Source organism: Leifsonella bigeumensis, from assembly GCF_039537265.1.
GTDB lineage: Bacteria > Actinomycetota > Actinomycetes > Actinomycetales > Microbacteriaceae > Terrimesophilobacter > Terrimesophilobacter bigeumensis.
Genome location: NZ_BAABAE010000002.1, coordinates 150221 through 176526 on the forward strand (window position 1 = coordinate 150221; position 26306 = coordinate 176526).

The window sequence follows — 26306 nt, forward strand, 5'->3', positions numbered from 1 at the left end:
GAGGCTATATTCCGCCCATTAGTGATCGGATGACAAGAAAACTGTCTAACTCGATCATTTTTTTTGAGCGAATTCCGAAAGGGGGTCAGAGGCCCAGGTCGACCCGTCCGCCTAGTTCGCGAGGGAGGACGTCGGCATGCGCCTCGGTCATGGCGTCGCACAGTGCCCAGATCTGCTCAGGGTCCAGGGTGGAGCTCGCGTTGGGGTCGACCAGCGCCGCCTGGCGGACCAGACGCGCGTCCCCCCGCCGCGCAGCCTCGACCGTGAGTTCGGCGACGGCCAGGTAACTGCGGTTGAGCGCCGCTCCCTGGGGCGGCAGCGAGCCGACCGCCTGCGGGTGGAGGCCGGCGGCATCCACCGTGCACGGAACCTCGACCACGGCCTGCGGGGGGAGGTTGTCGATCAGCCCGCGGTTCACGACGTTGGCGTGGATGAGGGACGGCTCGCCGGTCAGCACCGAGTGGATGACCTGGGGTGCGTACTCCGTGGCGCCGTCGCCGACCGCGAGCTGCTCGCCGGCGGCCAGTGTCTCCTTCGCCCGCGTGAACTCCGCAAGGTTCCGCTCGCTGATGCCGAGGTATTCCGAGGGGACCAGCCGGAATCTCTCGATCTGCCGGTCCGAGCGAAGGAACCAGGACAGGTACTCGGCCGAATGCTCGCTCGTCTCGGTCGGGTAGAAGCCGATCCTCCGGAAGATCTCGACCCTCGCGCGTCGGAGCAGCTCAGGATCGGCCTGGATCGCCTTGTGAAGCAGCGGGTAGAGGTCCCGTCCGTCCCGCGACCAGTCCAGCAACCAGGACTGGTGGTTGACTCCGGCTGCGCGATAGTGGGTGCCATCGAGCGGAACGCCCACGAGCTCGCAGAGGCCCCGCACTGTCCAGTACACGCTGTGGCACAGCCCGGCGACCTTCAGGGTCGGCGCCACCACGGAGAGCCACCACACGTTCATGACCATCGGGTTGGTGTAGTTGAGGAGCCAGGCGTCGGGGCATTCGACGGCCATGTCGCGCGCGATCGCCGAGAGCACGGGGAAGGTGCGCAGCCCCCGGAAGATCCCGCCGATGCCGATGGTGTCGCCGATGGTCTGCCTCAGCCCGTAGCGGGCCGGCAGCTCGAGGTCGATCCTGGTGGCGTCGATTCCGCCCACCTGCACCATGTTGACGACGAAGTCTGCACCGCTGAGCGCCCGGCGCCGATCGGTGCTCGCCTGGACCTCGACCGACCCGCTCCAGCGCGCCGACAACTGCTCGGCCGTGGCTCGGGCCACCGCCAGTCGCTCCTCATCGATGTCGTGGAGCACCAGGGTCAGCTCCGGCAGGTCTTCGAAGCGCAGGAGGTCGGCGACGAGCTGCCGGGTGAACACGACACTCCCTGCCCCGATGAAGACGATTCTTGGCATGGGTCGATCTTGGGACCGGATCGTCGAATCGCGCAACTTACTGAGCGTTGCGAGCCTAAAATGATCAGATAGTCTGTTCACTTCGCAAGTCGTTCGAGAGGCGCAGCATGACGATGAAGGGCGTTCCCCAGTTGCGTCACGCCGCGTCGGGCAAGCGGTCACGGCGGATGATCGCCATCCTCGAACTCCTCACCGAACGGGAACGCGTGTCGCTCACCGAGTTCTCGCAGACTCTCGGCGTATCGCCCGCGACCGTGCGGCGCGACCTCGCAGACCTCGACCAGCAGCGGCTGCTGCATCGAACCCATGGGGGAGCGGAGGTGATCGACTCCCAGGCCGAGCTCCCGGTGGCGCTGCGCAACATCCAGTATCTGGAGGCCAAACGCTCGATCGCCCAGGAGGTGGTCCGCCTGATCCCCACCCACCGTCACGCCGTCGCCCTGAGCGGCGGCTCGACCACCGCTCAGGTCGCCAGGGCGCTGGCATATCACCGTGACCTCACCATCATCACGAACTCCGTGACGATCGCGACGCTGGTATCGAGCTATCCGAACCTCAAGGTGATCATGACCGGGGGAACGCTGCGCCCGCAGTCCCTCGAACTCGTCGGCATCCTCGCCGAGAACACCTTCAACGCGGTCAATGTCGGTACGGCGATCCTCGGAACCGACGGCATCACGGCGGCGGGCGGCGTCACGACCCATGACGAGACGGAGGCGCGCACCAACCATGCGATGGTCGCTCACGCCCAGCGGACTGTCGTGGTCGCCGACGGGTCGAAGGTGGGTCGGCTCGCCATGGCGAAGGTGGCCGACACCGACCAGATCCACGCCCTCATCACGGACGACACGGCCGCCCCCGAGGAGCTCGCCGCGATCGAGCGAGCCGGGGTCGAGGTTCATGTCGTCCGCAGTCGCAGTGCCATCGTCCGGAACTGAGCCGGACGACAGCAGCTCGTCGGTCGCCCGAACGGTAGACTGACTCCATCGCGACTGGCGTTCGGGTGGATCACCACCGGGGAGCGATGCAAGCGAAACGGCCGTACGCCTGGGCCGTGAGCGGATACCGTTAGAGACATCCGATGAGCTTGTGAGGAGCCTGCCAGTGTCAAACCGTCTCCCATCCACCTTCACCGACCCGCTCTCGAGCGTCGACCCGGAGATCGCCGCCGTCCTGCAGCAGGAGCTGGGCCGCCAGCGCGACTACCTCGAGATGATCGCGAGCGAGAACTTCGTGCCGCGCGCCGTGCTCGAGTCGGCCGGCTCCGTGCTCACCAACAAGTACGCGGAAGGGTATCCCGGCCGCCGCTACTACGGGGGATGCGAGTACGTCGACGTCGCCGAGCAACTCGCGATCGACCGGGCCAAGGCGCTCTTCGGCGCCGAGTACGCGAACGTGCAGCCGCACTCCGGCGCGACCGCGAACGCTGCCGTGCTCTCCGCGATCGCCGAGCCCGGCGACACCATCCTGGGCCTCGAACTCGCCCACGGCGGCCACCTCACCCACGGCATGAAGCTCAACTTCTCGGGCAAGCTCTACAACGCCGTCTCCTACGGCGTCGATCCGAAAACCTTCCTGGTGGACATGGATGTCGTGCGGGCCAAGGCGCTCGAGCACAAGCCGGCCGTCATCATCGCCGGCTGGTCGGCCTACCCCCGGCAGCTCGACTTCGCGGCATTCCGTGCGGTGGCCGACGAGGTGGGCGCGAAGCTCTGGGTCGACATGGCGCACTTCGCCGGACTCGTCGCGGCCGGGCTGCACCCGAGCCCCGTGCCCCACGCGGATGTCGTGTCGAGCACCGTGCACAAGACGCTCGCCGGCCCGCGGTCGGGCTTCATCCTGAGCCGGGACCAGGAGCTCGCGAAGAAGCTCAATTCCAACGTGTTCCCCGGCCAGCAGGGCGGGCCGCTCATGCACATCATCGCGGCGAAGGCGACCGCGTTCCTCCTCGCGGGCAGCGACGAGTTCAAGGATCGTCAGGAGCGCACGGTGCGGGGGGCGAAGATCCTCGCCGACCGGCTCATGGCCGAGGACGCCAGGGCGAACGGCCTCGACGTGCTCACCGGCGGCACCGACGTGCACCTCGTGCTCGCCGACCTGCGGGAGTCGCCGCTCGACGGCAAGCAGGCGGAGGACGTGCTGCACGAGGTCGGCATCACCGTCAACCGCAACGCGGTTCCCTTCGACCCGCGCCCGCCCATGGTCACCTCCGGCCTGCGCATCGGCACCCCGGCGCTCGCGACCCGCGGCTTCGGCGACGAGGAGTTCACCGAAGTGGCCGATGTCATCGCGGCTGCTCTTCGACCCGATCCGGACCTCGCCGCGCTCCGTGCGAGGGTCAGGGCGCTGACCGATGCGTTCCCCCTTTACCCGGACCTGGAGCGGTGGTGACATTCGTCCTGATGGTTCGGGGTGAGCCCTCTTCTCCGGTTGAGCTTGCCGAAATCCGGTCTCGACGGGCTCGGCCTGGGAGAAATTCGGCGCGGCGATGAAAGCACAACTCCTCGACGGGCGCGCCACGGCATCCGCGATCAAAGCCGAGCTCAAGGAAAGGGTGGCGGTGCTGCGCGCATCCGGGGTCACGCCCGGGCTCGGCACGGTGCTTGTCGGCGACGATCCGGCATCCCGCCAGTACGTCGCGGGCAAGCACCGCGACTGCGCCGAGGTCGGGATCGCCTCGATCCGCCGTGACCTGCCTGCGGCGACGACCCAGGCCGAACTCGAGGCGGTCATCGACGAGCTCAACGCCGACCCTGCCACGACGGGCTATATCGTGCAGCTGCCGCTGCCGCCGCAGATCGACACGGACGCGATCCTCGAGCGGGTCTCGCCCGACAAGGATGCCGACGGCCTCCACCCCACGAACCTCGGTCGCCTGCTGCTCAACGTGAGTCGTCCCATCGACTCGCCGCTGCCCTGCACGCCGCGCGGTGTCATCGAGCTCGTCGAACGCCACGGGATGAGCTGGTCGGGTTGCGACGTCGTGGTCGTCGGACGCGGGGTCACGGTCGGTCGCGCGCTCGGCCCGTTGCTCACCCGTCGCGAATACAACGCGACCGTCACGCTTACCCACACCGGCACCGTCGACCTCGCCGAGCACCTGAGGCGTGCCGACGTCATCGTCGCGGCTGCCGGCGTCGCCGGGATCGTCACGGCCGAGAACGTCAAGCCCGGTGCGATCGTGCTGGATGTGGGGGTCAGCCGTGTCGCCGACGGGGACCGGAGCCGCATCGCGGGCGATGTGGCCCCGGATGTCGCGGAGGTCGCCGGCTGGATCTCGCCGAACCCCGGCGGGGTCGGCCCGATGACCCGCGCGATGCTGCTCAGCAACGTCGTGGACCTGGCGGAGCGCGCCGCTCACTGACGTCGCGTGCTCGGGGAACCGAGCCGGACAATGCTCAGCGGTTACTCCCCGCTGTAGCCGATCCCGCACGAGATGCCGGTCGCGGCGAGGCTCGGATCCCAACCGTCGACATCCATGACGCCGCTCTTCAGTCCGACCTCGGTGATCGTGACCTTGCAGGCCTCGATCGTGGTGCCTGAGGCGGGGTCGACCGCGAACCCATAGTGGCCGAAGTGCCACTGGTTCGGGTCCGGTGCGCCGTCCGCGTTCTCGAAGTCGGCGATCCCGCGCGCCTCACCGGAGTTCGCCCAGGCGAAGCCGTAGAAGCAGGGCTGGCCACCGGGTTCAGGGGTGATGCCGTCGCCGGTCGCCGACTGCGCGAAGTAGGGGCTGCCGAAGAACAGGTCGATCGGCGCGGCGAAGGTCAGCCCGGGCTCGCTCGAGGCCAAATCCACGCGCATGAGGGTGCTGCCGTTGTCCGCGAGGTACTCCTCGGTGATCGGTTGCGCACCGTTGCCTGCGCCGCACACGCCCAGGAACTCGGTGCGGAGGTCGGCGGCGGCGGCGTCCGTGCTGGCGAGGGGCGCATGGGCGGCCATCGAGATCGCGATGGTGCGTCCGTCGACGGCACGCACATTCGCGGTGATCGTGAACAGCACGTCGGCGTTGGGGTCCGGCTCCGGATCCGTCGGGGTGCTCGGGCTGCTCTCCGGGGCGGGTTCAGAGGATGTCGGGGCGGGTTTCAGCGTGCCGCCGCATCCTGCCAGAACGGTGATGAGGCAGAGCGACAGAACCGCGCTGCTCAGGAGTTTCGCCTTGTGGGCCCCCATGATCCTGCACCCTCTCCTGCCGGTGAGTCCGCACCCGATCCGGCGTCACGCATCCCGTCTGGCACCGACGGACGCCGTCACTCTGAAAATATCAGGTTGGCCGAATCCGTGTTCCGCAAACGCGCCATCGATAGCAACTCGTAACAGTGATTCGTGCTGCTGCGGAACGAGGGCGATCGCGGCGCCGCCGAAGCCGCCGCCCGTCATCCTGGCGCCGATCGCCCCGTTCGCGAGCGCGGTCTCGACAGCGAGGTCGAGTTCGGGTGTCGAGATGTCGAAGTCGTCGCGCATCGACCGATGGGACGCGTCGAGGAGGTCGCCGATCGCTCCCGCGCCCTGCTCGCGCAGGGTGCGCACGGTGTCGAGGACGCGCTGGTTCTCGGTCACCACGTGACGCGCGCGGTGGAAGGTCGTGTCGTCGAGCAACGCCTTGGCGCGGGGGAGAGCGTCGATCGTGAGGTCGCGCAGGGAGTCCAGCCCGAGCGTGCGCGCCGCGAGCTCGCAGGATGCCTTTCGGTCGGCATATCCGCCGCTCGCGAGGTCGTGGCGCGTCTCCGTGACGATGACGACGACCTCGAGGGCGGCATCCGCAAGACCGAGGTCGACCTGCTGGATGTCGAGCGAGCGGCAGTCGAGGAAGACGCCGGCGCCGGACTCCCCGAACAACGAGGCGACCTGGTCCATGATCCCGGTGGGGGCGCCGACGGCGGTGTTCTCGGCGAGGCGGCCGGCCTTCGCGAGCGTCAGCCGGTCGAAACCGAGACGCCAGGTGTCGGCGAGGGCGAGCGCGACCGAGCATTCGAGGGCGGCGGAGGAGGAGAGACCCGACCCGACCGACACGTCGGAGTCCACATAGAGGTCGACCCCGGGCACCGCCCCGAGGTCGGCTCCGAGCTGTCCGAGCGCCCAGGCGACGCCGAGCGGATACGCGGCCCAGCCGCCGAGCCGCCCGGGGGCGAGCCGCTCCGGGGTGAGCGTGGCGAGGTCGATCTCCACGAGCTCGCCGGCGTGCGCGCTCGCGACGCGCAGCATCCGGTCGTCTCTCACCGTGAGGGCGACGACGGTGCGGCGGTCGATCGCGAACGGGAGGACGAAGCCGTCGTTGTAGTCGGTGTGCTCGCCGATGAGGTTGACCCGGCCGGGCGCCGACCAGAGGCCATCAGGGGTCGCGCCGAAGACCTCCGCGAAGCTGGCCCTCGCGTCGTCGCGCAGGTCGCTCACGACGTGCGCTCCCCGGATGCGGCGCGTTCGCGCTCGAGACCGGCGCGAATCAGCTCCGCCGTGTGCTCGGGCGTCACATCGCTCACCCAGGCGCCCATGGCGGCCTCCGAGCCGGCGAGGTACTTGAGCTTGTCTGCTGCGCGGCGCGGCGAGGTGAGCTGCAGGTGGAGCCGGATGTCGTCGCGGTGAACGTTCACCGGGGCCTGGTGCCACGCCGCGATGTACGGCGTAGGGGTGTCGTAGACCCGGTCGAGGCCGCGCAGCAGCAGCCGGTACAGCACGGCGAGCTCGTCGCGCTCCTGGCCGCTCGTCGCCGCGAAGTCCGGCACCTGCCGGTGCGGCACGAGGTGGACTTCGAGCGGCCAGCGCGCCGCGAACGGAACGAATGCGCTCCAGTGCTCGCCACGCAGCACGACGCGCTCCGAGGCGAGTTCGAACGCGAGCAGGTCGGGGAACAGCCCCGGCATCCGCTCGACAGAGTCGATGAGGCGCAGGGTGCGCGGGGTGATGAAGGGGTAGGCGTAGATCTGCCCGTGCGGATGGTGGAGGGTCACCCCGATCGCCTCGCCGCGGTTCTCGAACGGGAAGACCTGCTGGATGCCGGGGAGCGCCGACAGCGCGGCCGTGCGATCGGCCCATGCCTCGATCACCGTGCGCGCCCGCGATACGGTCTGGCTGCCGAAGGAGCCGGAGCTCTCCGGGCTGAAGCAGACGACCTCGCAGCGGCCGATCGCGGTGCGGCTGCGCCCGATCCCCAGCTCGGCGAGGTCTGAGAGCCTCGCCGGGGAGGATGCGTCCTCGGGCTCCGCGAGGGCGGGACCGAACGACGGCGACCGGTTCTCGAACACGGCGACGTCGTAGTTGCTCGGGATCTCGGAAGGGTTGGCGGCGCTCGCCGGGGCGAGCGGGTCCTGGTCGTCCGGCGGAAGGAAGGCCCGGTTCTGACGCGCGGCGGCGACCGAGATCCAGTCGCCGGTGAGCACGTCCTGTCGCATGGTGGCGGTGTCGGGCCTTGGATCGAGCATCCGAGCATCCGCCGCACGCTCGCCCGACAGCGTGGTGTCGGTGTCGTCGAAGTAGATGAGTTCGCGACCGTCCGCAAGCCTGGTTGCGTGCTTCGTGACCAGAGCCGCCTCCCTTCCACGTTCTGGCTGGCCTTCTGCGTTTAAGCTGGGCAGGTGCGTGCTCCCACCGGTGAACAGTTCGAGTTGTCCTACTCACAGGGCACCCGGCGATCCCGGGCAATCATAACCGAGGTGGCTGCCGCGCTCCGCGTGCTCGAGGTCGACGGCGTCGAGATCGTCGATGCGCATCCGGAGGACACCACCCCGCCCTACGGTTCCGGCATCGTGCTCGCGCCGTGGCCCAACCGCATCCGCGACGGGGTCTGGCTGCTCGACGGCCGACCGCAGCAGCTCGACCTGACCGAGCCCGACAAGAACAATGCGATCCACGGTCTCCTGCGCTCGAGGCCGTACCGCGTCGGCGCGCGCGAGGAGCACGCGATCACGCTCGAGGCGACGATCTACCCGCAGCACGGCTATCCGTTCCTCGTCGACACGAGCGTTCGCTACGAACTCGTGGCCGACGGAATCGTCGTGACACACCGGTTCCGGAACGCGTCGGATGCGCCCGCACCGGTCGCGGTCGGCGCGCATCCGTTCTTCAGGGTCGGCGACGTGCCGATCGGCGAGCTCACCCTCACGGTCGCCGCGGCCATGCGATTCGTGACGGATGACCGGCTCAATCCGGTGGGCGAGGAACCGGTCGACGGCACCGGCTTCGATTTGCGCGAAGGCGCGAAGGTCGGCGAACTCGACCTGGACACGGCCTTCGGTGGCGTGCTGCACGGGAACGACGGGACAGCCCGGCACCGCCTCACGGCGCCTGACGGCAGCTACGCCGAGGTCTGGCAGGGCGCCGACTTCGGGTTCGTGCAGGCGTTCACCCCCCGTACTTATCCACGGCCGACCGAGGCCGATCCGGATGCGCTCGGCCAGGCCGTCGCGATCGAGCCGATGACGGCGCCCCCGAACGCGTTCAACAGCGGACTCGGTGTCCGCTGGCTGCAACCGGACGAGAGCTGGGCGGGTAGCTGGGGGGTCACGTATGGCCGCGCCTGAAGATACTCGCGCCGGCCTGGGTGGTGCCGCCCCCACCCCCGCGGAGGTGAAGCGCTGGCGCCAGTACCTCGCCGACGAGCGCGCCGAGGCCGCCGTCTACCGCGACCTCGCATCGCGTCGCGGCGGAGAGGAGCGAGAGATCCTGCTCGCACTCGCCGAGGCGGAGGGCCGACATGAGGCGCACTGGATCGGGTTGCTCGGAGACCGGGTCGGCGAACCGCGTAAGGGCGACATCCGCACCAGGATGCTCGGCTGGCTCGCCCGGCGCTTCGGGTCGGTCTTCGTGCTCGCCCTCGCGCAGCGGGCGGAGGCACGTTCCCCTTACGACGCCGACGATGATGCGACCCGGTCGATGGCGGCCGATGAGCGCATCCACGAGGAAGTGGTCAGGGGCCTCGCGGCGCGCGGGCGCAACCGTCTTTCCGGGACATTCCGCGCCGCCGTGTTCGGGGCGAATGATGGGCTGGTCAGCAACCTGGCCCTCGTGATGGGCGTCGGGGCGACCGGGGTCTCCGCGCAGTACGTGCTCATCACCGGAATCGCGGGGCTCCTGGCCGGCGCCCTGTCGATGGGGGCGGGGGAGTACGTTTCGGTGAGTTCGCAGCGCGAGCTGCTGGACGCGTCGAACCCGGGCGGTGACAGCCGCAGCGCGCTTCCTCACCTGGACGTCGACGCGAACGAGCTCGCACTCGTCTACCGCGCCCGCGGGATGACCGAGGCGGAAGCGGCCACCCAGGCCGCTGCTGTGCTCAAGGACAACAGCCTTGCTCCTGCACCGGCCGACGACACGCACGAGATCGTGGGGACGGGTATCGGGGCAGCGCTCTCCAGCTTCTGCTTCTTCGCATCCGGCGCGATCATCCCTGTGCTGCCCTACCTCTTCGGGGCGACCGGGTTGACGGCCATCATCATCTCGGCCGTGCTCGTCGGCGTGGCGCTGCTCGTGACCGGCGCGATCGTCGGCCTGCTGGCCGGCGCATCACCGCTGCGGCGGGCACTGCGCCAGCTCGCAATCGGATTCGGCGCCGCGGCGGTCACCTACCTCCTGGGTCTTCTCATCGGGAGCTGGCTGAACCAGGGCCAGTAGCGACGCATCTGGAAATTCCGCACTGACCGGCTCGAACCCTCATCGTAGGCTGAGTCCGAGAGGTGATGGAGAGGAGGCCGAGATGACCCAGACGACGATGACCGGGTCGACGGTGACCCAGTTGATGGCCGAACTGGCCGCGCTGGAGGATCCGAAGATCCGCGAGGTGAACGTCCGGCACGGTGACGACCACGGCGTGAACCTCGGAGCGCTACGGGCCGTCGCGAAGCGGCTCAAGGTCCAGCCGGACCTTTCCCGCGAGCTGTGGGAGACCGGCGACACCGCGGCGCGGCTGCTGGCGATCCTGATCTGCCGCCCGAAGCTGTTCGAGCGTGACGAGCTGGACGTCATGTTGCGCCAGGCGCGCGCTCCCAGGGTGCACGACTGGCTCGTGAACTACGTGGTGAAGAAGAACCCGCACGTCGAGGAGCTGCGCCTGGCCTGGTTCGCCGATCCGGACCCGGTGGTCGCGAGCGCCGGCTGGGCGCTGACCACCGAACGCGTGGCGAAGAAGCCCGAAGGCCTGGACCTCCCAGGGCTCCTCGACATCATCGAGGCGCAGATGAAGGACGCCCCGGATCGCCTCCAGTGGGCGATGAACCACTGCCTGGCCCAGATCGGGATCGAGCACCCCGGGCTGCGGGCACGCGCCATTGACATCGGTGAGCGCCTGGAGGTGCTCAAGGACTATCCGACGCCCCCGAACTGCACCTCACCGTTCGCGCCCATCTGGATCGCCGAGTTGGTGAAGCGCCGTGCTGAGTAGGCCACGAGCGCGCTCGAATGACCGGTTGACATCCGGAATGCCGCAATTCGGCGGCGTTCGCGCCGGATCTCTGACGCCGTGCTCGGCCCAGCTGAGATTCCGGATGCGGTGGGCCCCGCCGGGCTCGAACCGGCGACCCGCGGATTAAAAGTCCGATGCTCTACCAACTGAGCTAGAGGCCCGCGGAACAAATCTACCTGCGGCGCGAGCACAGACGGAACTGGCCCGCCAATCAGGAGGCGGACCAGTTCCGATTCTTGTGCGATCAGCCCTTGGCCGGGGGCATGAGCACGGTGTCGATCAGGTACACCGTGGCGTTGGCCGTGTGGACTCCACCGCAGATGACCTTGGCATCGTTGACCATGATGTTGTCCCCACTACCGGTCACGTCGACCGTCGCACCGTTGACCGTGGTTTGCATTCCGTCGATCTGGTCGGGAGCGATCTGGCCGGGAACAACGTGGTAGGTCAGGATGCTCGTGAGGAGCTCCGCGTTGGCCGGGTCTTTGAGCGACTCGATGGTCGCCGCGTCGATCTTGCCGAAGGCATCGTCGACCGGTGCAAAGACCGTGAACTCGGAACCGTTGAGCGTGTCGACGAGGTTCACATCAGGGTTGAGCTGTCCGGAGACCGCCGCGACCAGCGTCGTGAGCAGCGGGTTGTTCGAGGCAGCCTGAGCGACGAGGTCCTGACTCATCCCCACGATCGACCCTCCGCCATCCGGGTTGGCCTCGGCGTAGGCAGCGCAACCCGGGCCGACGAGATCAGCGGCGGGGTCGTTCTCCATGGCCGGCGGTGTCGACGAGGTGTCGGGCGTCTCCGGCTTCGTTGTGGTCGCGGAACACGCGGAAAGGCTGAACGTTGCAGCGGCGACGAGAGCCAGGGCTGCGACTGCTGTGCGATTGATGACTCGCATGAAAATTCCCCTTCATTGTCTGAAGGTCGAGGATCCGACCCGAGCCGACAGTGCTGTTCGGCTTCAACAGGTCGTTCGGCACGAGGGCGAAACCGGATTGGAACTTCGGTCGAAGTTGTGATCTGACCGGCAACGCAATCCTCATGGCAGATCGTTCCGAATGACTTGAGTGCCTCCGTGGCACGGACACCGGCCAAGACAACGCCAGGAGAGGCAAACATGATCACGCTCGCGCTCATCGGATTCGTCGGGGGTCTCATCACCGGGATATCCCCGTGCATCCTCCCCGTGCTTCCCGTGATCTTCTTCTCCGGTGGCACTCAGAGTGCGCGTGGGGAGGAGCGGGCGACCGTATCCCGATGGCGCCCATACCTTGTGATCGCCGGACTCGTCGTGAGTTTCAGCGTGTTCACTCTGGTCGGCTCTCTCCTGCTCGCACTGCTCCACCTGCCGCAGGACCTCATCCGATGGGCAGGGCTCATCGTCCTCGTACTGATCGGTATCGGGCTCATCGTCCCGAAGTTCGAGCACATCCTGGAGAAGCCGTTCTCCTGGATTCCGCAGCGCAGCGTGAGCACAGAACGCGGAGGCTTCCTCCTCGGAATCGCCCTCGGGGCCGTGTACGTGCCGTGTGCCGGGCCCGTCCTCGCCGCCATCACCGTCGCCGGCTCCACCGGGCGGATCGGCGTGGAGACGATCATCCTCACCGTGACCTTCGCCGTCGGCGCCGCGCTGCCATTACTGGCGTTCGCGCTCGCCGGCCGTCGCGTCGCGGAACGGGTCAAGACGTTCCGCAAACACCAGCGCGGCATCCGGATGACCGGGGGCATCGTCATGATCGCCCTCGCGATCGGCCTCGTCTTCAACCTGCCGCAGTTGCTGCAGCGCGTCATCCCGGATTACACGAGCGCGCTGCAGGACAGCTTCGGCGGCACATCGCAAGTGGAGGAATCGCTCAACCTCGGTGGATTGGTCAACGACCAGAACAAGGACCTCGACGAGTGCCACAACAACGCCACCATGCTGGAGAGCTGCGGGACGGCCCCGGATATCACCGGCATCCAGGAGTGGTTCAACACCCCCGAGAACGCGCCCATCGCGCTCGACCGGCTCAAGGGAAAGGTCGTGCTCATCGACTTCTGGGCGTACTCGTGCATCAACTGCCAGCGCTCGGTCCCGCACGTGACGGCCTGGTACGAGCGCTACAAGGACAGCGGCCTCGAGGTCATCGGTATCCACTCGCCCGAGTACGCTTTCGAGAAGGAACCCCGCAACGTGAGAGCGGGCGCAGAGGCGCTCGGCATCGAATACCCAGTGGCTCTCGACAACTCGCTCTCCACCTGGACGAATTACCGCAACCGATACTGGCCCGCGCACTACCTCATCGACGCTGCCGGTGTGGTGCGCAACGTACAGTTCGGCGAGGGAAACTACGACGCCACGGAGGGGTTCATCCGCGAGCTCCTCCAGGATGCCAACCCAGACCTGCAGTTGCCCGACCGCACGGATGTCGCTGACACGACCCCGACCGGATCCATCACCCGGGAGACCTATCTGAGCCCCAACAAAGTGGTCAACTTCGGCGGCGATGAAAAGTACTCTGCGCTGACCACATCCTTCACCTACCCGGCGACACTGCGCGCCGACTCGTTCGCCCTCGATGGCAACTGGATGCTGGATGGCCAGTTCATCACCCCGCGTTCGGGGGAGGCGGCGATCAAGCTGAGCTACCACGCTCGAGAAGTGCGCATCGTGCTGGCCGGCAGGGGAACCGTCACGGTGACAGCCGGCGGCACGACGCGCACCATCGAGGTGAGTGGAACGCCGGAGTCCTACCAGCTGGTGAAGACGGAAGGCCTCCTCGAAGGAAGCCTCGAAGTCCGGTTCGGTGCAGGCATCCAGGCGTACTCGTTCACGTTCGGATAGCAGGCGGCTCGCCTAGTGTGGAAAGGGTGACCGACGAGTTCCACAAGCCGACCCAGTTCTCGGGATCCAAGTTCGAGACCTTCGAGGGTGGGACGGACCCTGCCCAGATCAGCCGCGTCGCCCACGAGACGGCGCAGGCGCTTCTCACGCGCGTGCGCGAGCATCCGGAACCGCACATCGTCGAGCGGCTCGTCGCCTACACCGACGAGCACGGAATCGATGCGATCGCCGAACTCTGGTCGCAGTCGAGCCCGCGCAGCCTGCCCGGCGCGCTCTGGCGCATCTACCTGCTGCGCACGCTCATCCGGCAGGATGCGACCGGGGTGAGCTTCCTCTACCAGCGCGGCGTCGAGACGGCCGAGAACATCGATCACGTCGTCGCCGGTGCACCATTGCCGACCGGCCCGGAGGACGTCACCGCACTTGCCGACCAGATCCTGCGCGGGCTTTTCCAGGGGGACTTCGCCATCGCACTCGAGCGTGCGGCGGCATTCTGCCGGCTGAGCTCGGTGGGGGCGACGAGCCTCGCGGATGACGTGGAGACGACGAATGCCGACCGCGCCTCCGCGCTCACCGCGAGGGCACTGCGACTGGCCGAGACCGCGGCGGAACTCTCCTCCTGCGCGCGGCTCTGGCGCAGCGGCTCGCTCGACTGAGAGTCGCCTCAGCGTGCTCGCGAGGGAATGATCCTGGGAGCCTCGGCGGTTAGACTCGACGTGGTCCGCAAGGACCCCGCCGGGCCGCAGTAACCCCGGGCTCCAATATTCGCCGCTTCGAGCGGCCTCGCGCCGAGAGGCGTTCTGCGGCCCGGCTCCACCAATCCGAATGGCCGCGGGCTGCGAATGACAGTCATGCTCGTTGCAGCGATGCAGAAGACGAACCCACGGGGTAACCGAAACGGCCGAATATTTGGCAAGCTTGTGCTTGTGCCTCGACTGCCGAACTCCGACCTTGACGTGGGCGACGACATGGGCGAACTCCTTGTCAGGGTCGCCAGCGGTGATCAGGTGGCGTTCGGCGAACTTTACGATGTGACAGCTCCCAGGGTTCTCGGTCTGATCACGAGGGTTCTGGTGGACCGCGCGCAGTCGGAGGAGGTGGCGCAGGAAGTGTTTCTGGAGATCTGGCAGTCGGCAACGCGTTTCGACTCGTCGAAAGGCCGCGCGATCTCCTGGATGCTCACGATCGCCCACCGTCGCGCGGTCGACCGAGTCCGGGCGGCGCAGTCCGGGCGGGAGCGCGACCTGAAGGTCGGCATCCGGGAGTTCGCCGTCGAGTACGACGATGTCGCCGAGAACGCGGAGATCAGGATCGAGAATGAGAGGGTGAGACGAGCCCTGGAGGGGTTGACGGACCTGCAACGGCAGGCGGTCACGCTCGCGTACTATGGCGGCTACACCCAGAGCGAGCTGGCCGAGCGACTCGGTATTCCTCTCGGAACCGTCAAGACGCGGTTGCGCGACGGTATGACTCGATTGCGCAACGAACTGGGGGTGGCATCGTGAATCTGACCCCGCGCGAGCAGAACGATGTCGAGACCGAGCTCGGCCTCGCCGTGTTGCCGGTCGAGCCGTCGCCGGGGCTCAAGGCGAGCATCATGGCGAAGATCGCGGTGACGCCTCAGCTTCCGCGTGAAGCGGATGCTGTCCCGGGTCGCGCCGAAAGCGCGGCGCACGCACGCTGGTTCACCCGCCCCGTGACGATACTGGTCGCTGCCGCTGCGGCGATCCTGTTGTTCGCGGGCGGAGTCTTCGCTGGTAACGCTTTCGCGCCGCGACCGCTCGACACCCAGGCCGCCAGCCTGGCCGAGCTTTCGGCAGCGGGCGACCTGCAGCGGGCCTCCGCCGAGGTTGCGGGAGGGGGAGTCGCGACCCTCATCTGGTCGCTTGATCAGCGCCGGTCCGCCGTGCTCATCGATGGACTTTCCGCGCTTCCGGCCGGCAAGACATACCAGCTCTGGTACCTGGACGCAGAGGGGGCGGCGACTCCGGCCGGCACGTTCGAGGCATCTGCCACCGGCACGACCTGGCGAGTGCTGGACGGGGCCATGAGCGGCGGCGACACGGTCGGCGTGACGGTCGAGCCGGACGGGGGTTCCCCGGCCCCCACCACGGACCCGATCCTGGCGATCACGAGTTCCTGAGCCGCACCAAACCGCATCCGCGACCGTTCCGAATGCCTGTTGTGCGCGACATCCGCAGCACACGGATATTGGAGGAACATCGTGAGTAAGTCACCAAACCGCCTCGTCGGGATCGTGTTCGGGGCGGTCTACATCCTCGTCGGTCTGCTCGGGTTCACGGTCACGGGTGGTGTCGGCTTCTTCGCCACCAGCGGCGGACTCCTGCTCGGAATCTTCGAGGTGAACGCATTCCACAACGTCGCCCACCTGCTGATCGGTGTCGCGCTCGTCATCGGCGGGCTTGTGAGTACACGGGCCGCGAAGGGCATCAACGGCACTGTGGGCGCCGCCTACCTTCTACTCGGTATCGCAGGACTCTTCCTCGTGGGGACGCCGCTCAACGTGCTGGCGCTGAACTCCGCGGATCACGTGCTCCACTTCGCGAGCGCCGTCGTGCTGCTCGGAACCGCGCTGGGTACTGACAAGCGCACGCACGCAGCGATCGCCTGAGGCGGAGCAGGCAGGTGTCGCAGGTTACGCGGTGCTGGCTGGCGTTCGGCGCGGGACCAGATCGAGTTCGCAACGAGTAAAGGTGGCATCAGGGTCCGCCTCGGCGTGATCGGCGATGCGCGGTCCGCGTAGCATCGCATCCTTCACCCGTACCGCGTGAGTGACGACAACGGAGCTTGGGTGCCGGGTGCCGTACCCGGGCACAAAAGCGCAGGCCGGGGATGTCTCCCATTCGTGCTCGATCGCGGGTATGAGCACCCCGCCGACGCCCGGGGGCGATGTCACTCGCCCCCGGCAAAGGCCCGGGCGCGTTCGAGCAGTGCGGGCACACCGGCTTCGAGCGTCGGGGCGAACATGTCGCCCGGACGCTCTCCGCGTAGCCATCGAGTGTAGATGTCCTCACAGAAGATCGCGGCCTTCCACAGGGCGAGCGCCTGATACCAGGGCAGCGGCTCGAGGCAGAGGTGGGGCTGTCGCCGGTGGTACTCCTCGATGAGTTCCTGGCGGGTGAGGTAGCCGGGTTCGCGCGTGACGGAGGTAAGTTCGAGCGGGGTCACTCGGCTTCCCGGCTCCGCGTAGGTCGCCGTGAAGTATCCTAGGTCGGCGAGTGGGTCGCCGAGAGTGGCCATCTCCCAGTCCAGGATCGCGGTCACCCGTGCCGGCGGCCCCGCGGCGAACATGAGGTTACCCGCACGAAAGTCACCGTGCACGACCGAGGCGCGCTGCGAGGCGGGCATGTTGTCGGCGAGCCAGGTGCCGATCCGAGCGACCTCCGGCATGTCTCGCTGCGTGTAAGCGCTCCAGAGCGAGCTAAAGCGCTCGACCTGCCGACGCAAGTAGCCGTCGGGGCGGCCAAGGCGGGAGATCTCACCCTTGGTGACATCGACGTCGTGGAGCATTGCGAGCGTGTCGACGGCCGCAAGGCTCGTCGCGCGGCGCTCGTGTGGTTCGTTCAGGGATGCCGGAATCGCGTCTGTGACGACAATGCCGTCGAGGAACGACATCACGTAGAACGGCACGCCGAGTACAGACACGTCTTCGCACACCGCAAGGATTTCAGGTACCGGAATTCCCTCCTCGCGAAGCAGTCGCTGGATGCGCGCCTCTCGCACCATGTCGTGGGTCGACTTGGAAATGGGGGGGCGCGGTCCACGACGCAGCACGAACTCCTCGCGACCGCGCTCGAGCCGATAGGTGACATTGGACTGGCCGTCCCCGATACGCTCCCACAGGAGGCCACCGGTACCGAGCCCATGCGCGTCAAGAAACTCGATCACCGCGTCGACGACGAGCAGCGGCGGGATGGCGAGTGCCATGGCTTCGTTGCGAGTTGCCACCACCTCGGTGCCGTCCGGGGTGTGTTGCATCAACGTGGCGCATCCACGTCGGCGCGGTACGGCTCACCCTGCTCGACCTCGCGGCGGCGGTTTGAGGAAGCCCGACGAGCGATGGCCCACTTGTGGGTCTCGTTCGCGCCGTCGTAGATGCGGAACGGTCGTACCTCGTTCAGGTACCCTGCAAGCGGAAGCCGATCGGTCACTCCGTCGCCGCCGCACAGTTGGATGGACCGGTCGATCACCCGGAACACGGCATCCGATACATGGACCTTCGCCACCGAGGACAGCGACGAACCAGCGCGCTCGCCGATGGCGAGAAGTGCCGCCGTCTTGGTGATGATCGCATCGGAAGTCTCGATGTCGATCACCGACTCGGCGAGCATGTTCTGGGCGATCCCGAGCTCGCGCATCGGAGATCCGAAGAGCTCACGGCGCTCCGTGCGGTCCAGGGCGATGTCATGAGCACGACGCGCGAGCCCGAGCCAACGCATGCAGTGCGTCAGCCGCGCCGGCGCCAGCCGCGCCTGGGCATAGCGGAACCCTTCGCCGGGCTTGCCGAGAACTGCGTCGTCGGGCACAAAGCACCCTTCGAAGTGCACGTGAGGATGCCCGCCATCGATCGCGCGGTCGATCGCGTGAATCTCGCGTCCGATCCGCACTCCCGGATTGTCCATGTCCACGAGAAGCATGGTCGCCCCCGCGAGATGATCGTCCTCGGCGTCGTTGCGCGCCATCACGATGCAGAACCCGGCTCCGGCCGCGCCACTGATGAAGCGCTTCTCACCGTCGATCATCCAGCCGCCAGCCACCTTGCGCGCGGTCGTGCGCAGCGCATCCGGGTCGGAACCGGCGCCAGGGTGCGGCTCGGTCATGCCGAAGCACGAGCGCACCTCGCCGGCCGCAAGTGGGCGCAGGTAGCGTTCCACCTGCGCGGGCGTGGCGATGAGCTCGAGCATGTGCATGTTGCCCTCGTCGGGCGCCATGCAGTTCAGGGCGACGGCACCGATGATCGAATACCCCGCCTCTTGGAAGACCGGAGACCAGTGTGCGATGTCAAGCCCCTGCCCACCGAACTCCTTCGCGACGTGCGGTGCGAACACCCCGGCGGCCTTCGCTGCAGCCCGCAGTTCGGTGCGCACGGCGGGGTTGAGCCGCTCACCTGGTGCGGGCTCGTTCGGGATGACGGTGGTGCGGATGAACTCGCGCGTGCGGAGGCGGAGTTCCTCGACGGCGTCGGGAAAGAGGTTCATGATGCGTCTTTTCCGCCGACGGAGGAGCTGCGCAACTCTGCCCGGCGGATCTTGCCGGTCACCGTCTTGGGGAGCGCGTCGACTATGCGCACGCGCCGCGGATACTTGTAGGCGGCGAGCCGCTCTTTGGTGAAGGCGATGAGTTCCTCCGGCCCGACCAGGTGGCCCGGGTTGAGCGAGACGTAGGCCACGACCGTCTCGCCGCGATACTCGTCGGGTTCCCCGACGACGGCCGCTTCGAAGACGGCGGGATGCTCGTACAGTGCGTCTTCCACCTCACGCGGCCAGACCTTGAATCCGGAAGCGTTGATGAGGTCCTTGAGCCGGTCTACCAAGAAGATCCAGCCGTCCTCATCCTTCACCGCGACGTCACCGGTGCGCAGTCGGCCGTCGGGAAAGGTGCTCGCGGTGGCCTCCGGATTGCCCCAGTAGCCGGAGATGACCTGCGGCGCGGAGAATTCGAGCTCGCCCTCTTCGCCGGCAGGCACGTCTGCGCCGCTCTCATCGATGATGCGCACGGTCACGTTCTGCATCGCCATGCCGATGGACAGCGACCCGCTGCGGGGATCGACCGGCGCGACGGCACCGGCAGGGACTGCGATGCCGCCGGCGGTCGTCTCCGTCATCCCCCACACGTTGTGCAGGTAGTGCCCGAATCGTTCCTGGAAACGCGAGATGGTCGAGGGCGCGATCGGCGCCCCGCCTGAGTACAGAAGCCGCACCGAGCGGAAGTAGCTCTCGTCGACTTGGGGGAGCGCAAAGAACGCATTGAACGCGGTGATCGAGCCGATGGTGAACGTCACGCCGTGCTCTTTGAAGGCGTCCGCCACGACCTCGGCGTGGTAGCGCGCTGTGAGCACGAGCGTCGCACCGCCAAGCAGTGCGATTCCCGCGTTGATGACCATGCCGGTGATGTGGAACATCGGCGCGATCGCCAGCACGACGTCCTTCTGCCCCAGCCCGATCCACTCACTGAAGTTGTCGATGGCATGCAACACGTTGCGGTGGCTGTTCATCGCCCCCTTGGGTGGGCCGGTGGTGCCCGAGGTGTAGGTCAGGAACGCCGTGTCGTCCCCTGTGAGTTCAATCGCACGGAGCCGAGGTCGGCTTGCGCTCGCGGCTACGGCTTCCAGGTCGCCGTCGGGGGAGGTCTCGGCCGGCGGCAGCCCGTCGAATACTCGAGGGTCGTCGCGGGTCTGGAATGCGGTGTCGGAAGCGCTCAGCACCCAGCGCACACTACTGTCCTCGAGGGCGGCGCGAGTCTCGGCGAGGCTGCGCCGGCCGGCCACGATGCCGATCGCCCCGGAGTCGTCGATGAGCCGGCGCAACTCGCTGCCCCGATACATCGGATTGACGAGCACGCCGATCGCTCCGAGCTTCCACAGGGCAAGGAGCACCAGTGGGTGATAGGGGATGTTCTGGAGGTAGACCGCCACTCGATCGCCCTTGACTACACCACGATCCTCGAACTCTACGGCGAACTGGTCGGAGAGCCGGTCGACGTCGAGCGCGGTGAGCATCCCATCGAAGTATCTGATCGCGGGATGCTGCGGGTCGGCCTCGACTCGCGCTCTCCACGCATCGGGAATCGATGTATAGGCAGGCTGTGGAGTGCTCATCCTGCGGTCCACCCGCCGTCGATCGAGAGCACGGAGCCCGTTGTGTAGGCGGACTCGGGGGAGGCGAGAAAGAGAGCCGCGGCCACGAGTTCGTCTGGTGTGCCGAAACGGCCCATCGGGGTCCGTTTCGTGAGTTCGTCGTAGAGCCGCTCGGAACCGCGAATGCCCGCCGTGAGATCAGTCTCGAAGTACCCCGGCGCGAGCGCATTGACCCGGATGCCGAGCGGCACCCACTCGACTGCGAGTGTGCGCACGAGCGCTTCGATTGCTCCCTTGGAAGCACTGTAGGCCGCGAGCCGTTTGCCCGCAGAACGCGCGTGCACCGACGACAACGCGATGATGCTCCCGCCGCCCGTGGTGCTCATGGCGCGGGCCGCCTCACGCATGGTCCAGAAGGCGCCGTCCAGATTGATCGACAGGAGGTGGCGCCACTCCTCGTCGGGCACATCGACCGACTTTGTCAGGGCCGGACTGACTCCGGCTGCGGCAATGCATGAATCGAGCCGACCCCAGTCACTCTGAATATGCTCAGCTGCCGCCCGTACTTGACCCGAGTCGGCCACGTCGGCGGGGACAGCCAGCGCATTGACTCCGACTGCGCGGATCTCGTCGGCAACCTTCGCGAGCGCCGTGGTGTCCCTGGCCGTGACGGCGACGCGGTAACCGGCGCGCGCGAGACCGAGCGCAAGAGCGCGGCCGAGGCCGCGACTTGCTCCCGTGACCCAAGCGACACGTTGGTAAGTCTCGTTCGTCAAACCAGTTACCTCATGTCTTTCAAATACCACCCGATCGATCGGTCGGTTATCTTGGGTAAAGTCACTCTAGCTCAGGCGTGCCGCTCGCCTCAATCGTTTCGTTCAATAGTCTGTTCCGCGGTGAGGATGCGGCTGCAGCCATCCGACCTTGCCCGATTCGAACCGGTACGGCATGCTGATCCACAATCAGTCGGCGGGGAAGGTGGGAATGCGGACCAGCGCCCGAGCGGCGCATCCAGAGATCCACGCTTTCGCACGTCGAGTAGCCCGCGTTGAGAGATAGGCACTGAATGAACGAGACGATAGTTCCGGCACTTCTGATGGTCAGAACAGACCTTGACCCTGCCGGGGAAGAAGAGTTCAACACGTGGTATACGAACGTCCATCTGCCAGAGATCGTGGCCGTCGCCGGAGTCCGGTGGGGCAAGCGCTATCGAGTACGACGCGACGACGCCAGCTACCCGTCGGATGAATCCATCCAAACCTACTTGGCCATCTATGGGCTGGAGAGTGCGGACGTCCTGCGGTCGGAAGAGTTCCTTTCCCGTCGAGGGTGGTCGAAGGAGATCGCGCCGATGGTTCTCAACACGACGGTGACCATCTACGAGGAGTTGGCCGCTCTCTCTCACCCATCCGATGGAGAATCGTGAGTCCGTTGATCCTGGACCCGGCAACCACCGCGCTCTTGGTCGTCGACATGCAGAATGACTTCTGCGAAGAGGGTGGCTATTACGCTGGCGTTGGCGGCGGTGTCGGCCCGGTGCAGTCCATCATTCCGCCCATCCAGTTCTTACTGGAAGCGGCGCGGGAGAACGGCGTCTTCGTGCTCTACACGGCGATCACGTATCAGCCTGCCGATCGCGGTGTCCCCACCGACCTCACGGAACTGCACAGCCTACTGCCGGACACGTTCGGCGCGTACGAATCGCGCCTCCTCACCGGCACGTGGGGGGCGCAGATCATCGATCGGCTTACTCCGCGCAGCAACGAGATCGTCCTCGAAAAACCGAACTATTCCGTCTTCTATCAGACACAGCTTGAGGCGTTGCTGCGGCGGCGCGGGATACGCACCGTCGTCTTGACGGGCGCTGCGACCAATGGATGCATCATCCACAGCGCTTACGACGCATTCGTGAGGGACCTCGATGTCGTGCTCGTCGAGGATGGTGTGATGTCGTACTGGCCGGAACTGCACGACGCGGCCATGGCGATCATGGGGGCGATGATCGGCCCGATCGTGCCTTCACGGGACCTGGTGGCCGCGTTCGGCAATCGGGCCCCCATCCCGGCCGGATCTTCCAAGGATGGAGCAGCGTTGTGACACGCGTCACGGTGGGTCCGGTCAATGTGAGTCGGCTGCCGATGGAGAGCAACATCCCAGGGCGACCCGGGGTGACGCGGCAAGTACTGTCTCACAATGCGCTGACGGGCGCGACCACGCTGATCCAGGTCATGCCAGCCGGTTACCGGCCTCCGAACGGGGAGCCGCAAGGCAGTCGCAAGTTCGAGATGCACACTTGTCACGAAGAATTGTTCGCGCTGGAGGGGACATTCCACTTCGGCTCGTGGCACACGCTCAGCGCGCTCGGGTATCTGAACCATCCGCCGTATTGGGTACACCCTGCGGATCAGACCGCGGCCACCCCGGTCACCTTTCTGATCAAGTTCTCCGGCGCGCTGGATTTCGCTTTCGAGGACATTCCGTCCGGATGGGACGGAAGGGAATATGTTCATCCGTCAGCGCCGCCGGAGTCGACGCTGAGAGGATGCTCGCCCGTCAGCGTCGACGAACTGGAGTGGGTATACGCCACCGATCCGGGCGGCGCACCGCTCGGGTTTGAGATCAAGGAGGTTTGGCCGGGGGAGGTCGGCGGATGGTCGACGTCGCTGAACCGCTATCCGGCCGGCTGGCGAGGTTCCGGTGAACCGCAGCGCCTCGACGGTGGGGACGAATGGTTCGTGCTCAGCGGATCGCTGCACCTCGGGGACGGGGTAACGCTGACCGCCGGCGATTACTACTGCGACGCCGAGCAGACGATCGATGGCGGTGCTTCCGCGTACTCAGACGACGGTTGTCTCGCGATCAGATGGCGCGAGCGGCCGGATCACCACTGACGGCGGGCGGCCGGTCGACATTGTCATTCCGGTCTTGCGGGATGACGACCGCCATTGGTGAGGACCGTCGCGCCGCCGGTGGCGACGACATCGCCGAGCTGATTCGTGCCCGTCATGGTCACGGTGATGCGAGCATTTTCACCCGCCGTCTCGATACCGGCGACCTCGCCGCCGATCCAGACCGTGTCGCCGAAGATGTCGGGGCGACGGAGCTTGATCTCGAGCGTCTCAAGGAACGAGAAGTCTCCCATCCAGTTCGTGACCGCGTGGGCGAACCATCCGCAACGCTGCGGGCCGTTGTCGTAGGCGTTCGGCATGCCGATCTCGCGCGCAACACCACTGTTCTGGTGCCCGAGGCTGGGCAGGACCTTCTCAGCGAAGTAGCTCGGGTCGTAATTCGACGGCAACTTGCCCGGGTCGTTGGCGGCGAAATCACGGTACTTCCACGCGAGTTCGACGCCCTTGTAGCCCGGCGAGCCGATGCACCCGGCGTAGTACGCGGTCATCGCGATCTGGTCGATCGGCCCCTTCACGACTGCAGGGATGACGTCGCCGACGTTGACCCGGGCGGGATCCAGTGGCGACGAGCCTCTGCGGAACTCGTTCAGCGCCTGCTCCCTGATGGCGTCGAGCTCGGCATCCGTGTAGACATGCTCTTCGCGGAATGGATAAGAGAGTCCCTGGCCGCCGTCGGCGCCGCGACGCGGAACGCGGAACGTCTCCGCGGTGGCGTGGGCGATCACCTTGCCGCCAACGGTGTAGTCGGTGAGCGCCGTCTGGACGAGGAAGTACGGCGCCGTACGGCCGCGATGCTCCCTGACCTCGCCGAACCGGGAGTTGGGCGTGATCGCGTCGCCACGACGGAGGTAGTCGAAGAAGCGCCATCGGGTGCCGGCATAGAACGGCTGGACTCCAGGAAGCCCTGCCCCGATCGCGCCGTCGAACACCGAGTAGAGAAAGGTCGGCGGGGCGAGGAGGTTGTCGTGGCCGGCAGCCACCGCGTGCTCGGTGCTCGTCCAGAGGGGATTGTCGTCACCGATGCCCCAGGCGTAGTGACGGATGGTGTCGAGGGTCGCTTCGTGGTTGTAGGGCTCGACCCGGATGTCCTTCCCCTCGAACCGTCGAAGGTCTTCGAGGGCGCTCTCGTCAATGCTTGGGGACAGGTCCAACTCTGCAGGCACGGTCTTTCCCTTCGTTGAGTTCCGAAGATCGGTCTTGACTTCGGCTGGCTGGTGTTGAAGACTCTACTTCACCGAGCGCTCGCTCGACCAGTGGCATTCTCAAGGGTGAGGAGTCGAGATCAACACGTCGCACAACCAAGACACTCTCGTCCCCACCTACGCGCGACTGGCGAATGCGTTCGTTGCTGAAGGTGTTGAACGAGTCTTTGCACTGATGGGCGACGGCAACATGCACTGGGTCGCCGAGTTGGCGAAGATCGTCCCGGTGGTGCACGCCAGGCACGAGGCCGGTGCCGTGGCCATGGCGGACGGGTATGCGCGGGTCAACGATCAGATCGGAGTCTGCACTGTGACGTGCGGACCGGGTGTGACGAACACGCTCACGCCGCTGCGCGCCGCAGTGATCAACCGCACGCCGATGGTCGTCTTCGCCGGGGACACTCCGAGCGATGAAGAAGGGCACCTGCAGGAGTTCGACACCGAGGCGTTCGCCACGGTGGTCGGTGCCCATCATCTTCGCCTGGAGGATGCACACGCGGCGGCTGACCTGGTCGCTGAAGCGTTCACCGTCGCCCGCCGCGATCGCATTCCGGTCATCTTGAGCGTTCCCATGGACGTGCAAGAGGTGCTCGGCTCGCCGGAGGTCGCACGTTCTGTCGTTGCCGACATCGCGGCGCCGGTCGAACTCGATCCGGCATCGGCAGCGGAGCTGCTGGCAACGCTCGAGGGTCGCCGCTGCGTCGTGCTCGTCGGACGCGGTGCGCTCGCTGCGGACGCGCTCTCCGAGGTCGAGGAGCTGGTCGACCTGCTCGACGCTCATGTCGGCACGACACTCAAGGGGCTCGGCGCGCTTTCCAACCACCCGCGCAGCATCGGGATCATCGGCGGATTCTCCAACCGTAGGGCTCGCGAGGTGATTGCGCAGGCTGAGGTAGTTCTCGTCGTCGGTGCGAGCCTGAGCCGCCACACCACGGACGAGGGCACGCTCTTCGGGTCGGCGGCGCTCGTCCGCATCGATGTCCGTCCGGCATCCGCCGACGCTGGAGTGTGGTTGCACGTGCAGGCAGACGCGAAGGCCGCCGTTCGGCGACTGGTTGCTGACCTTCGAAGCCGTCGCTTGACTTCTCCGCGACGCGGCAGCGTCGATTGGGCCGCCGGCATGGTGGCTGATCCGGAATCCATCGGGTCAACCGAAGCAGCGGCGCCGATCCTCGATCCCGTTCAGGTGGTCCGGGCAATCTCGAACGAGGTCCCCGCCGCCGCGCAGGTCGTCGTGGGTGTCGGGCACTTCTGGAACTACTTCATCGAGAACTACACCCCGAAATCGGCGGGCAGAACCCACTTCCACTATCAGTTCGGCGCAATCGCGCAAGGGTTTCCCTCGGCGCTGGGGGTGGCCGCTGGTCGTCCAGCCGGCGGAACGCTCGTCGTCGAGGGTGACGGCAGTCTGCTGATGAGCTTGCCGGAACTCGAGACCTGGGCGCGCTACCAGCTGCCACTGCTCGCGGTCATCATGAACGACGGGGCCTACGGAGCCGAGGTGCACAAGCTTGCCGCCCACCGCCAGGACCCTCGGCATGCCGTGTTCGGCTACTCGCCATTTGCCGACCTCGCCACGGCGCTCGGCATCGAAGCCCACACTCCGTCGACCGTGGAGGCGCTTGCCGGCCACGTTCGCGACTACTTCGCCAGACAACGCCCGTTGCTCATTGATGCCCGCATCCCGCCGTACGCAATGAGCCGGATGTACCAACGAACCGTCATCACAGCTGAAGCGGGTCACCGTTGAACCGCTCGAAACGAAAG

The 26306-nt window shown here is 66.8% G+C and carries 25 protein-coding genes, 1 tRNA gene and 1 riboswitch; of the genes, 15 read left to right on the forward strand and 11 right to left on the reverse strand.

The window, feature by feature from the left end:
* Positions 1 to 85: 85 nt before the first annotated feature.
* Complete coding sequence (gene melA / locus ABD678_RS03640) at positions 86 to 1399, reverse strand: alpha-galactosidase (RefSeq protein ID WP_344753809.1); 1314 nt, start codon at positions 1397 to 1399, stop codon at positions 86 to 88.
* A gap of 107 nt (positions 1400 to 1506) precedes the next feature.
* On the opposite strand from melA, the gene ABD678_RS03645 reads away from it, so the two are divergent.
* The 3 genes from ABD678_RS03645 (at position 1507) to ABD678_RS03655 (ending at position 4763) form a co-directional block, all read left to right on the forward strand.
* Positions 1507 to 2337, forward strand: a complete 831-nt coding sequence (locus ABD678_RS03645) for a DeoR/GlpR family DNA-binding transcription regulator (RefSeq protein ID WP_344753811.1) — start codon at positions 1507 to 1509, stop codon at positions 2335 to 2337.
* A gap of 40 nt (positions 2338 to 2377) precedes the next feature.
* Positions 2378 to 2459: riboswitch (ZMP/ZTP riboswitch) on the forward strand.
* A 44-nt stretch (positions 2460 to 2503) separates the two neighbouring features.
* Entirely contained in the window at positions 2504 to 3790 is a 1287-nt protein-coding gene (glyA, locus tag ABD678_RS03650) for a serine hydroxymethyltransferase (protein WP_344753813.1), read from the forward strand.
* Between the two features lie 97 nt (positions 3791 to 3887).
* Complete coding sequence (locus tag ABD678_RS03655; protein WP_344753815.1) at positions 3888 to 4763, forward strand: bifunctional methylenetetrahydrofolate dehydrogenase/methenyltetrahydrofolate cyclohydrolase; 876 nt, start codon at positions 3888 to 3890, stop codon at positions 4761 to 4763.
* Between the two features lie 41 nt (positions 4764 to 4804).
* Here the strand turns inward: ABD678_RS03655 and ABD678_RS03660 are convergent, their stop codons facing one another.
* Genes ABD678_RS03660 through galT form a run of 3 tightly spaced genes read right to left on the reverse strand, consistent with a single transcriptional unit; the run spans position 4805 to position 7920 of the window.
* Positions 4805 to 5572, reverse strand: coding sequence for a hypothetical protein (locus ABD678_RS03660; RefSeq protein WP_344753817.1), 768 nt, complete (start codon positions 5570 to 5572; stop codon positions 4805 to 4807).
* 45 nt (positions 5573 to 5617) lie between these two features.
* Entirely contained in the window at positions 5618 to 6793 is a 1176-nt protein-coding gene (galK, locus tag ABD678_RS03665) for a galactokinase (protein WP_344753819.1), read from the reverse strand.
* Positions 6790 to 7920: a galactose-1-phosphate uridylyltransferase gene (gene galT, locus ABD678_RS03670; RefSeq protein ID WP_425561946.1), complete on the reverse strand. Its 1131-nt coding sequence runs from the start codon at positions 7918 to 7920 to the stop codon at positions 6790 to 6792. The genes galK and galT overlap by 4 nt, the downstream gene beginning before the upstream one ends.
* 129 nt (positions 7921 to 8049) lie before the next feature.
* Between galT and ABD678_RS03675 the strand changes: the two genes are divergently transcribed.
* The 3 genes from ABD678_RS03675 to ABD678_RS03685 all read left to right on the forward strand — a co-directional run bounded on the left by ABD678_RS03675 (position 8050) and on the right by ABD678_RS03685 (position 10769).
* Complete coding sequence (locus ABD678_RS03675; protein WP_425561940.1) at positions 8050 to 8916, forward strand: aldose 1-epimerase family protein; 867 nt, start codon at positions 8050 to 8052, stop codon at positions 8914 to 8916.
* Positions 8903 to 10003 carry a VIT1/CCC1 transporter family protein gene (locus ABD678_RS03680; RefSeq protein ID WP_344753825.1) on the forward strand — a complete coding sequence of 367 codons (1101 nt, stop codon included), beginning with the start codon at positions 8903 to 8905 and terminating at the stop codon, positions 10001 to 10003. Before ABD678_RS03675 ends, ABD678_RS03680 begins: the two co-directional genes overlap by 14 nt.
* Positions 10004 to 10085: 82 nt before the next feature.
* Positions 10086 to 10769 (forward strand): DNA alkylation repair protein, encoded by a 684-nt coding sequence (locus ABD678_RS03685; protein WP_344753827.1) that lies wholly within the window; start codon positions 10086 to 10088, stop codon positions 10767 to 10769.
* 109 nt (positions 10770 to 10878) lie between these two features.
* Here the strand turns inward: ABD678_RS03685 and ABD678_RS03690 are convergent.
* Positions 10879 to 10951, reverse strand: a tRNA-Lys gene (locus ABD678_RS03690).
* Between the two features lie 83 nt (positions 10952 to 11034).
* Positions 11035 to 11685: a fasciclin domain-containing protein gene (locus tag ABD678_RS03695; protein WP_344753829.1), complete on the reverse strand. Its 651-nt coding sequence runs from the start codon at positions 11683 to 11685 to the stop codon at positions 11035 to 11037.
* Between the two features lie 219 nt (positions 11686 to 11904).
* Here ABD678_RS03695 and ABD678_RS03700 point away from each other — a divergent pair, with 219 nt between their 5' ends.
* The 5 genes from ABD678_RS03700 to ABD678_RS03720 all read left to right on the forward strand — a co-directional run bounded on the left by ABD678_RS03700 (position 11905) and on the right by ABD678_RS03720 (position 16243).
* Positions 11905 to 13611, forward strand: coding sequence for a cytochrome c biogenesis protein DipZ (locus tag ABD678_RS03700; protein WP_344753831.1), 1707 nt, complete (start codon positions 11905 to 11907; stop codon positions 13609 to 13611).
* Between the two features lie 26 nt (positions 13612 to 13637).
* The gene (locus ABD678_RS03705; RefSeq protein ID WP_344753833.1) at positions 13638 to 14267 is read left to right on the forward strand and encodes a DNA-directed RNA polymerase subunit beta; all 630 of its coding nucleotides are present in this window, start codon (positions 13638 to 13640) and stop codon (positions 14265 to 14267) included.
* A gap of 312 nt (positions 14268 to 14579) precedes the next feature.
* Complete coding sequence (sigK, locus tag ABD678_RS03710) at positions 14580 to 15116, forward strand: ECF RNA polymerase sigma factor SigK (RefSeq protein WP_344754358.1); 537 nt, start codon at positions 14580 to 14582, stop codon at positions 15114 to 15116.
* A complete protein-coding gene (locus ABD678_RS03715; protein WP_344753835.1) occupies positions 15113 to 15754 on the forward strand; it encodes an anti-sigma factor in 642 nt (213 codons plus the stop codon). Before sigK ends, ABD678_RS03715 begins: the two co-directional genes overlap by 4 nt.
* 81 nt (positions 15755 to 15835) lie before the next feature.
* Positions 15836 to 16243 (forward strand): DUF4383 domain-containing protein, encoded by a 408-nt coding sequence (locus tag ABD678_RS03720; RefSeq protein ID WP_344753837.1) that lies wholly within the window; start codon positions 15836 to 15838, stop codon positions 16241 to 16243.
* 281 nt (positions 16244 to 16524) lie between these two features.
* Here ABD678_RS03720 and ABD678_RS03725 read toward each other — a convergent pair whose 3' ends face one another.
* The 4 genes from ABD678_RS03725 to ABD678_RS03740 are packed head-to-tail and all read right to left on the reverse strand — an operon-like array spanning position 16525 to position 21204.
* Entirely contained in the window at positions 16525 to 17610 is a 1086-nt protein-coding gene (locus ABD678_RS03725) for a phosphotransferase family protein (RefSeq protein WP_344753839.1), read from the reverse strand.
* The gene (locus ABD678_RS03730) at positions 17610 to 18830 is read right to left on the reverse strand and encodes an acyl-CoA dehydrogenase family protein (protein ID WP_344753841.1); all 1221 of its coding nucleotides are present in this window, start codon (positions 18828 to 18830) and stop codon (positions 17610 to 17612) included. The genes ABD678_RS03725 and ABD678_RS03730 overlap by 1 nt, the downstream gene beginning before the upstream one ends.
* Complete coding sequence (locus ABD678_RS03735) at positions 18827 to 20449, reverse strand: class I adenylate-forming enzyme family protein (protein ID WP_344753843.1); 1623 nt, start codon at positions 20447 to 20449, stop codon at positions 18827 to 18829. Before ABD678_RS03735 ends, ABD678_RS03730 begins: the two co-directional genes overlap by 4 nt.
* The gene (locus ABD678_RS03740; RefSeq protein WP_344753845.1) at positions 20446 to 21204 is read right to left on the reverse strand and encodes an SDR family NAD(P)-dependent oxidoreductase; all 759 of its coding nucleotides are present in this window, start codon (positions 21202 to 21204) and stop codon (positions 20446 to 20448) included. Before ABD678_RS03740 ends, ABD678_RS03735 begins: the two co-directional genes overlap by 4 nt.
* A 290-nt stretch (positions 21205 to 21494) precedes the next feature.
* On the opposite strand from ABD678_RS03740, the gene ABD678_RS03745 reads away from it, so the two are divergent.
* From ABD678_RS03745 to ABD678_RS03755, 3 genes are read left to right on the forward strand one after another with little or no spacing between them, the layout of a single operon-like run.
* Positions 21495 to 21854: a hypothetical protein gene (locus tag ABD678_RS03745; protein ID WP_344753847.1), complete on the forward strand. Its 360-nt coding sequence runs from the start codon at positions 21495 to 21497 to the stop codon at positions 21852 to 21854.
* Positions 21851 to 22525, forward strand: coding sequence for a cysteine hydrolase family protein (locus ABD678_RS03750; protein ID WP_344753849.1), 675 nt, complete (start codon positions 21851 to 21853; stop codon positions 22523 to 22525). Before ABD678_RS03745 ends, ABD678_RS03750 begins: the two co-directional genes overlap by 4 nt.
* A complete protein-coding gene (locus ABD678_RS03755) occupies positions 22522 to 23319 on the forward strand; it encodes a hypothetical protein (protein ID WP_344753851.1) in 798 nt (265 codons plus the stop codon). The genes ABD678_RS03750 and ABD678_RS03755 overlap by 4 nt, the downstream gene beginning before the upstream one ends.
* A gap of 23 nt (positions 23320 to 23342) precedes the next feature.
* Here the strand turns inward: ABD678_RS03755 and ABD678_RS03760 are convergent, their stop codons facing one another.
* The gene (locus ABD678_RS03760) at positions 23343 to 24500 is read right to left on the reverse strand and encodes an FAS1-like dehydratase domain-containing protein (RefSeq protein ID WP_344753853.1); all 1158 of its coding nucleotides are present in this window, start codon (positions 24498 to 24500) and stop codon (positions 23343 to 23345) included.
* A gap of 166 nt (positions 24501 to 24666) precedes the next feature.
* Between ABD678_RS03760 and ABD678_RS03765 the strand changes: the two genes are divergently transcribed.
* Positions 24667 to 26289: a thiamine pyrophosphate-binding protein gene (locus ABD678_RS03765; protein ID WP_344754360.1), complete on the forward strand. Its 1623-nt coding sequence runs from the start codon at positions 24667 to 24669 to the stop codon at positions 26287 to 26289.
* Positions 26290 to 26306: the final 17 nt, after the last annotated feature.

What these genes read in the sequence shown, in the direction of transcription:
- melA (WP_344753809.1), bottom strand. Translation starts at nt 1,399, where the DNA reads ATGCCAAGAATCGTCTTCATCGGGGCAGGGAGTGTCGTGTTCACCCGG.
- ABD678_RS03645 (WP_344753811.1), top strand. Translation starts at nt 1,507, where the DNA reads ATGACGATGAAGGGCGTTCCCCAGTTGCGTCACGCCGCGTCGGGCAAG.
- ABD678_RS03655 (WP_344753815.1), top strand. Translation starts at nt 3,888, where the DNA reads ATGAAAGCACAACTCCTCGACGGGCGCGCCACGGCATCCGCGATCAAA.
- ABD678_RS03660 (WP_344753817.1), bottom strand. Translation starts at nt 5,572, where the DNA reads ATGGGGGCCCACAAGGCGAAACTCCTGAGCAGCGCGGTTCTGTCGCTC.
- ABD678_RS03680 (WP_344753825.1), top strand. Translation starts at nt 8,903, where the DNA reads ATGGCCGCGCCTGAAGATACTCGCGCCGGCCTGGGTGGTGCCGCCCCC.
- ABD678_RS03685 (WP_344753827.1), top strand. Translation starts at nt 10,086, where the DNA reads ATGACCCAGACGACGATGACCGGGTCGACGGTGACCCAGTTGATGGCC.
- ABD678_RS03695 (WP_344753829.1), bottom strand. Translation starts at nt 11,685, where the DNA reads ATGCGAGTCATCAATCGCACAGCAGTCGCAGCCCTGGCTCTCGTCGCC.
- ABD678_RS03700 (WP_344753831.1), top strand. Translation starts at nt 11,905, where the DNA reads ATGATCACGCTCGCGCTCATCGGATTCGTCGGGGGTCTCATCACCGGG.
- sigK (WP_344754358.1), top strand. Translation starts at nt 14,580, where the DNA reads ATGGGCGAACTCCTTGTCAGGGTCGCCAGCGGTGATCAGGTGGCGTTC.
- ABD678_RS03725 (WP_344753839.1), bottom strand. Translation starts at nt 17,610, where the DNA reads ATGCAACACACCCCGGACGGCACCGAGGTGGTGGCAACTCGCAACGAA.
- ABD678_RS03730 (WP_344753841.1), bottom strand. Translation starts at nt 18,830, where the DNA reads ATGAACCTCTTTCCCGACGCCGTCGAGGAACTCCGCCTCCGCACGCGC.
- ABD678_RS03735 (WP_344753843.1), bottom strand. Translation starts at nt 20,449, where the DNA reads ATGAGCACTCCACAGCCTGCCTATACATCGATTCCCGATGCGTGGAGA.
- ABD678_RS03745 (WP_344753847.1), top strand. Translation starts at nt 21,495, where the DNA reads ATGAACGAGACGATAGTTCCGGCACTTCTGATGGTCAGAACAGACCTT.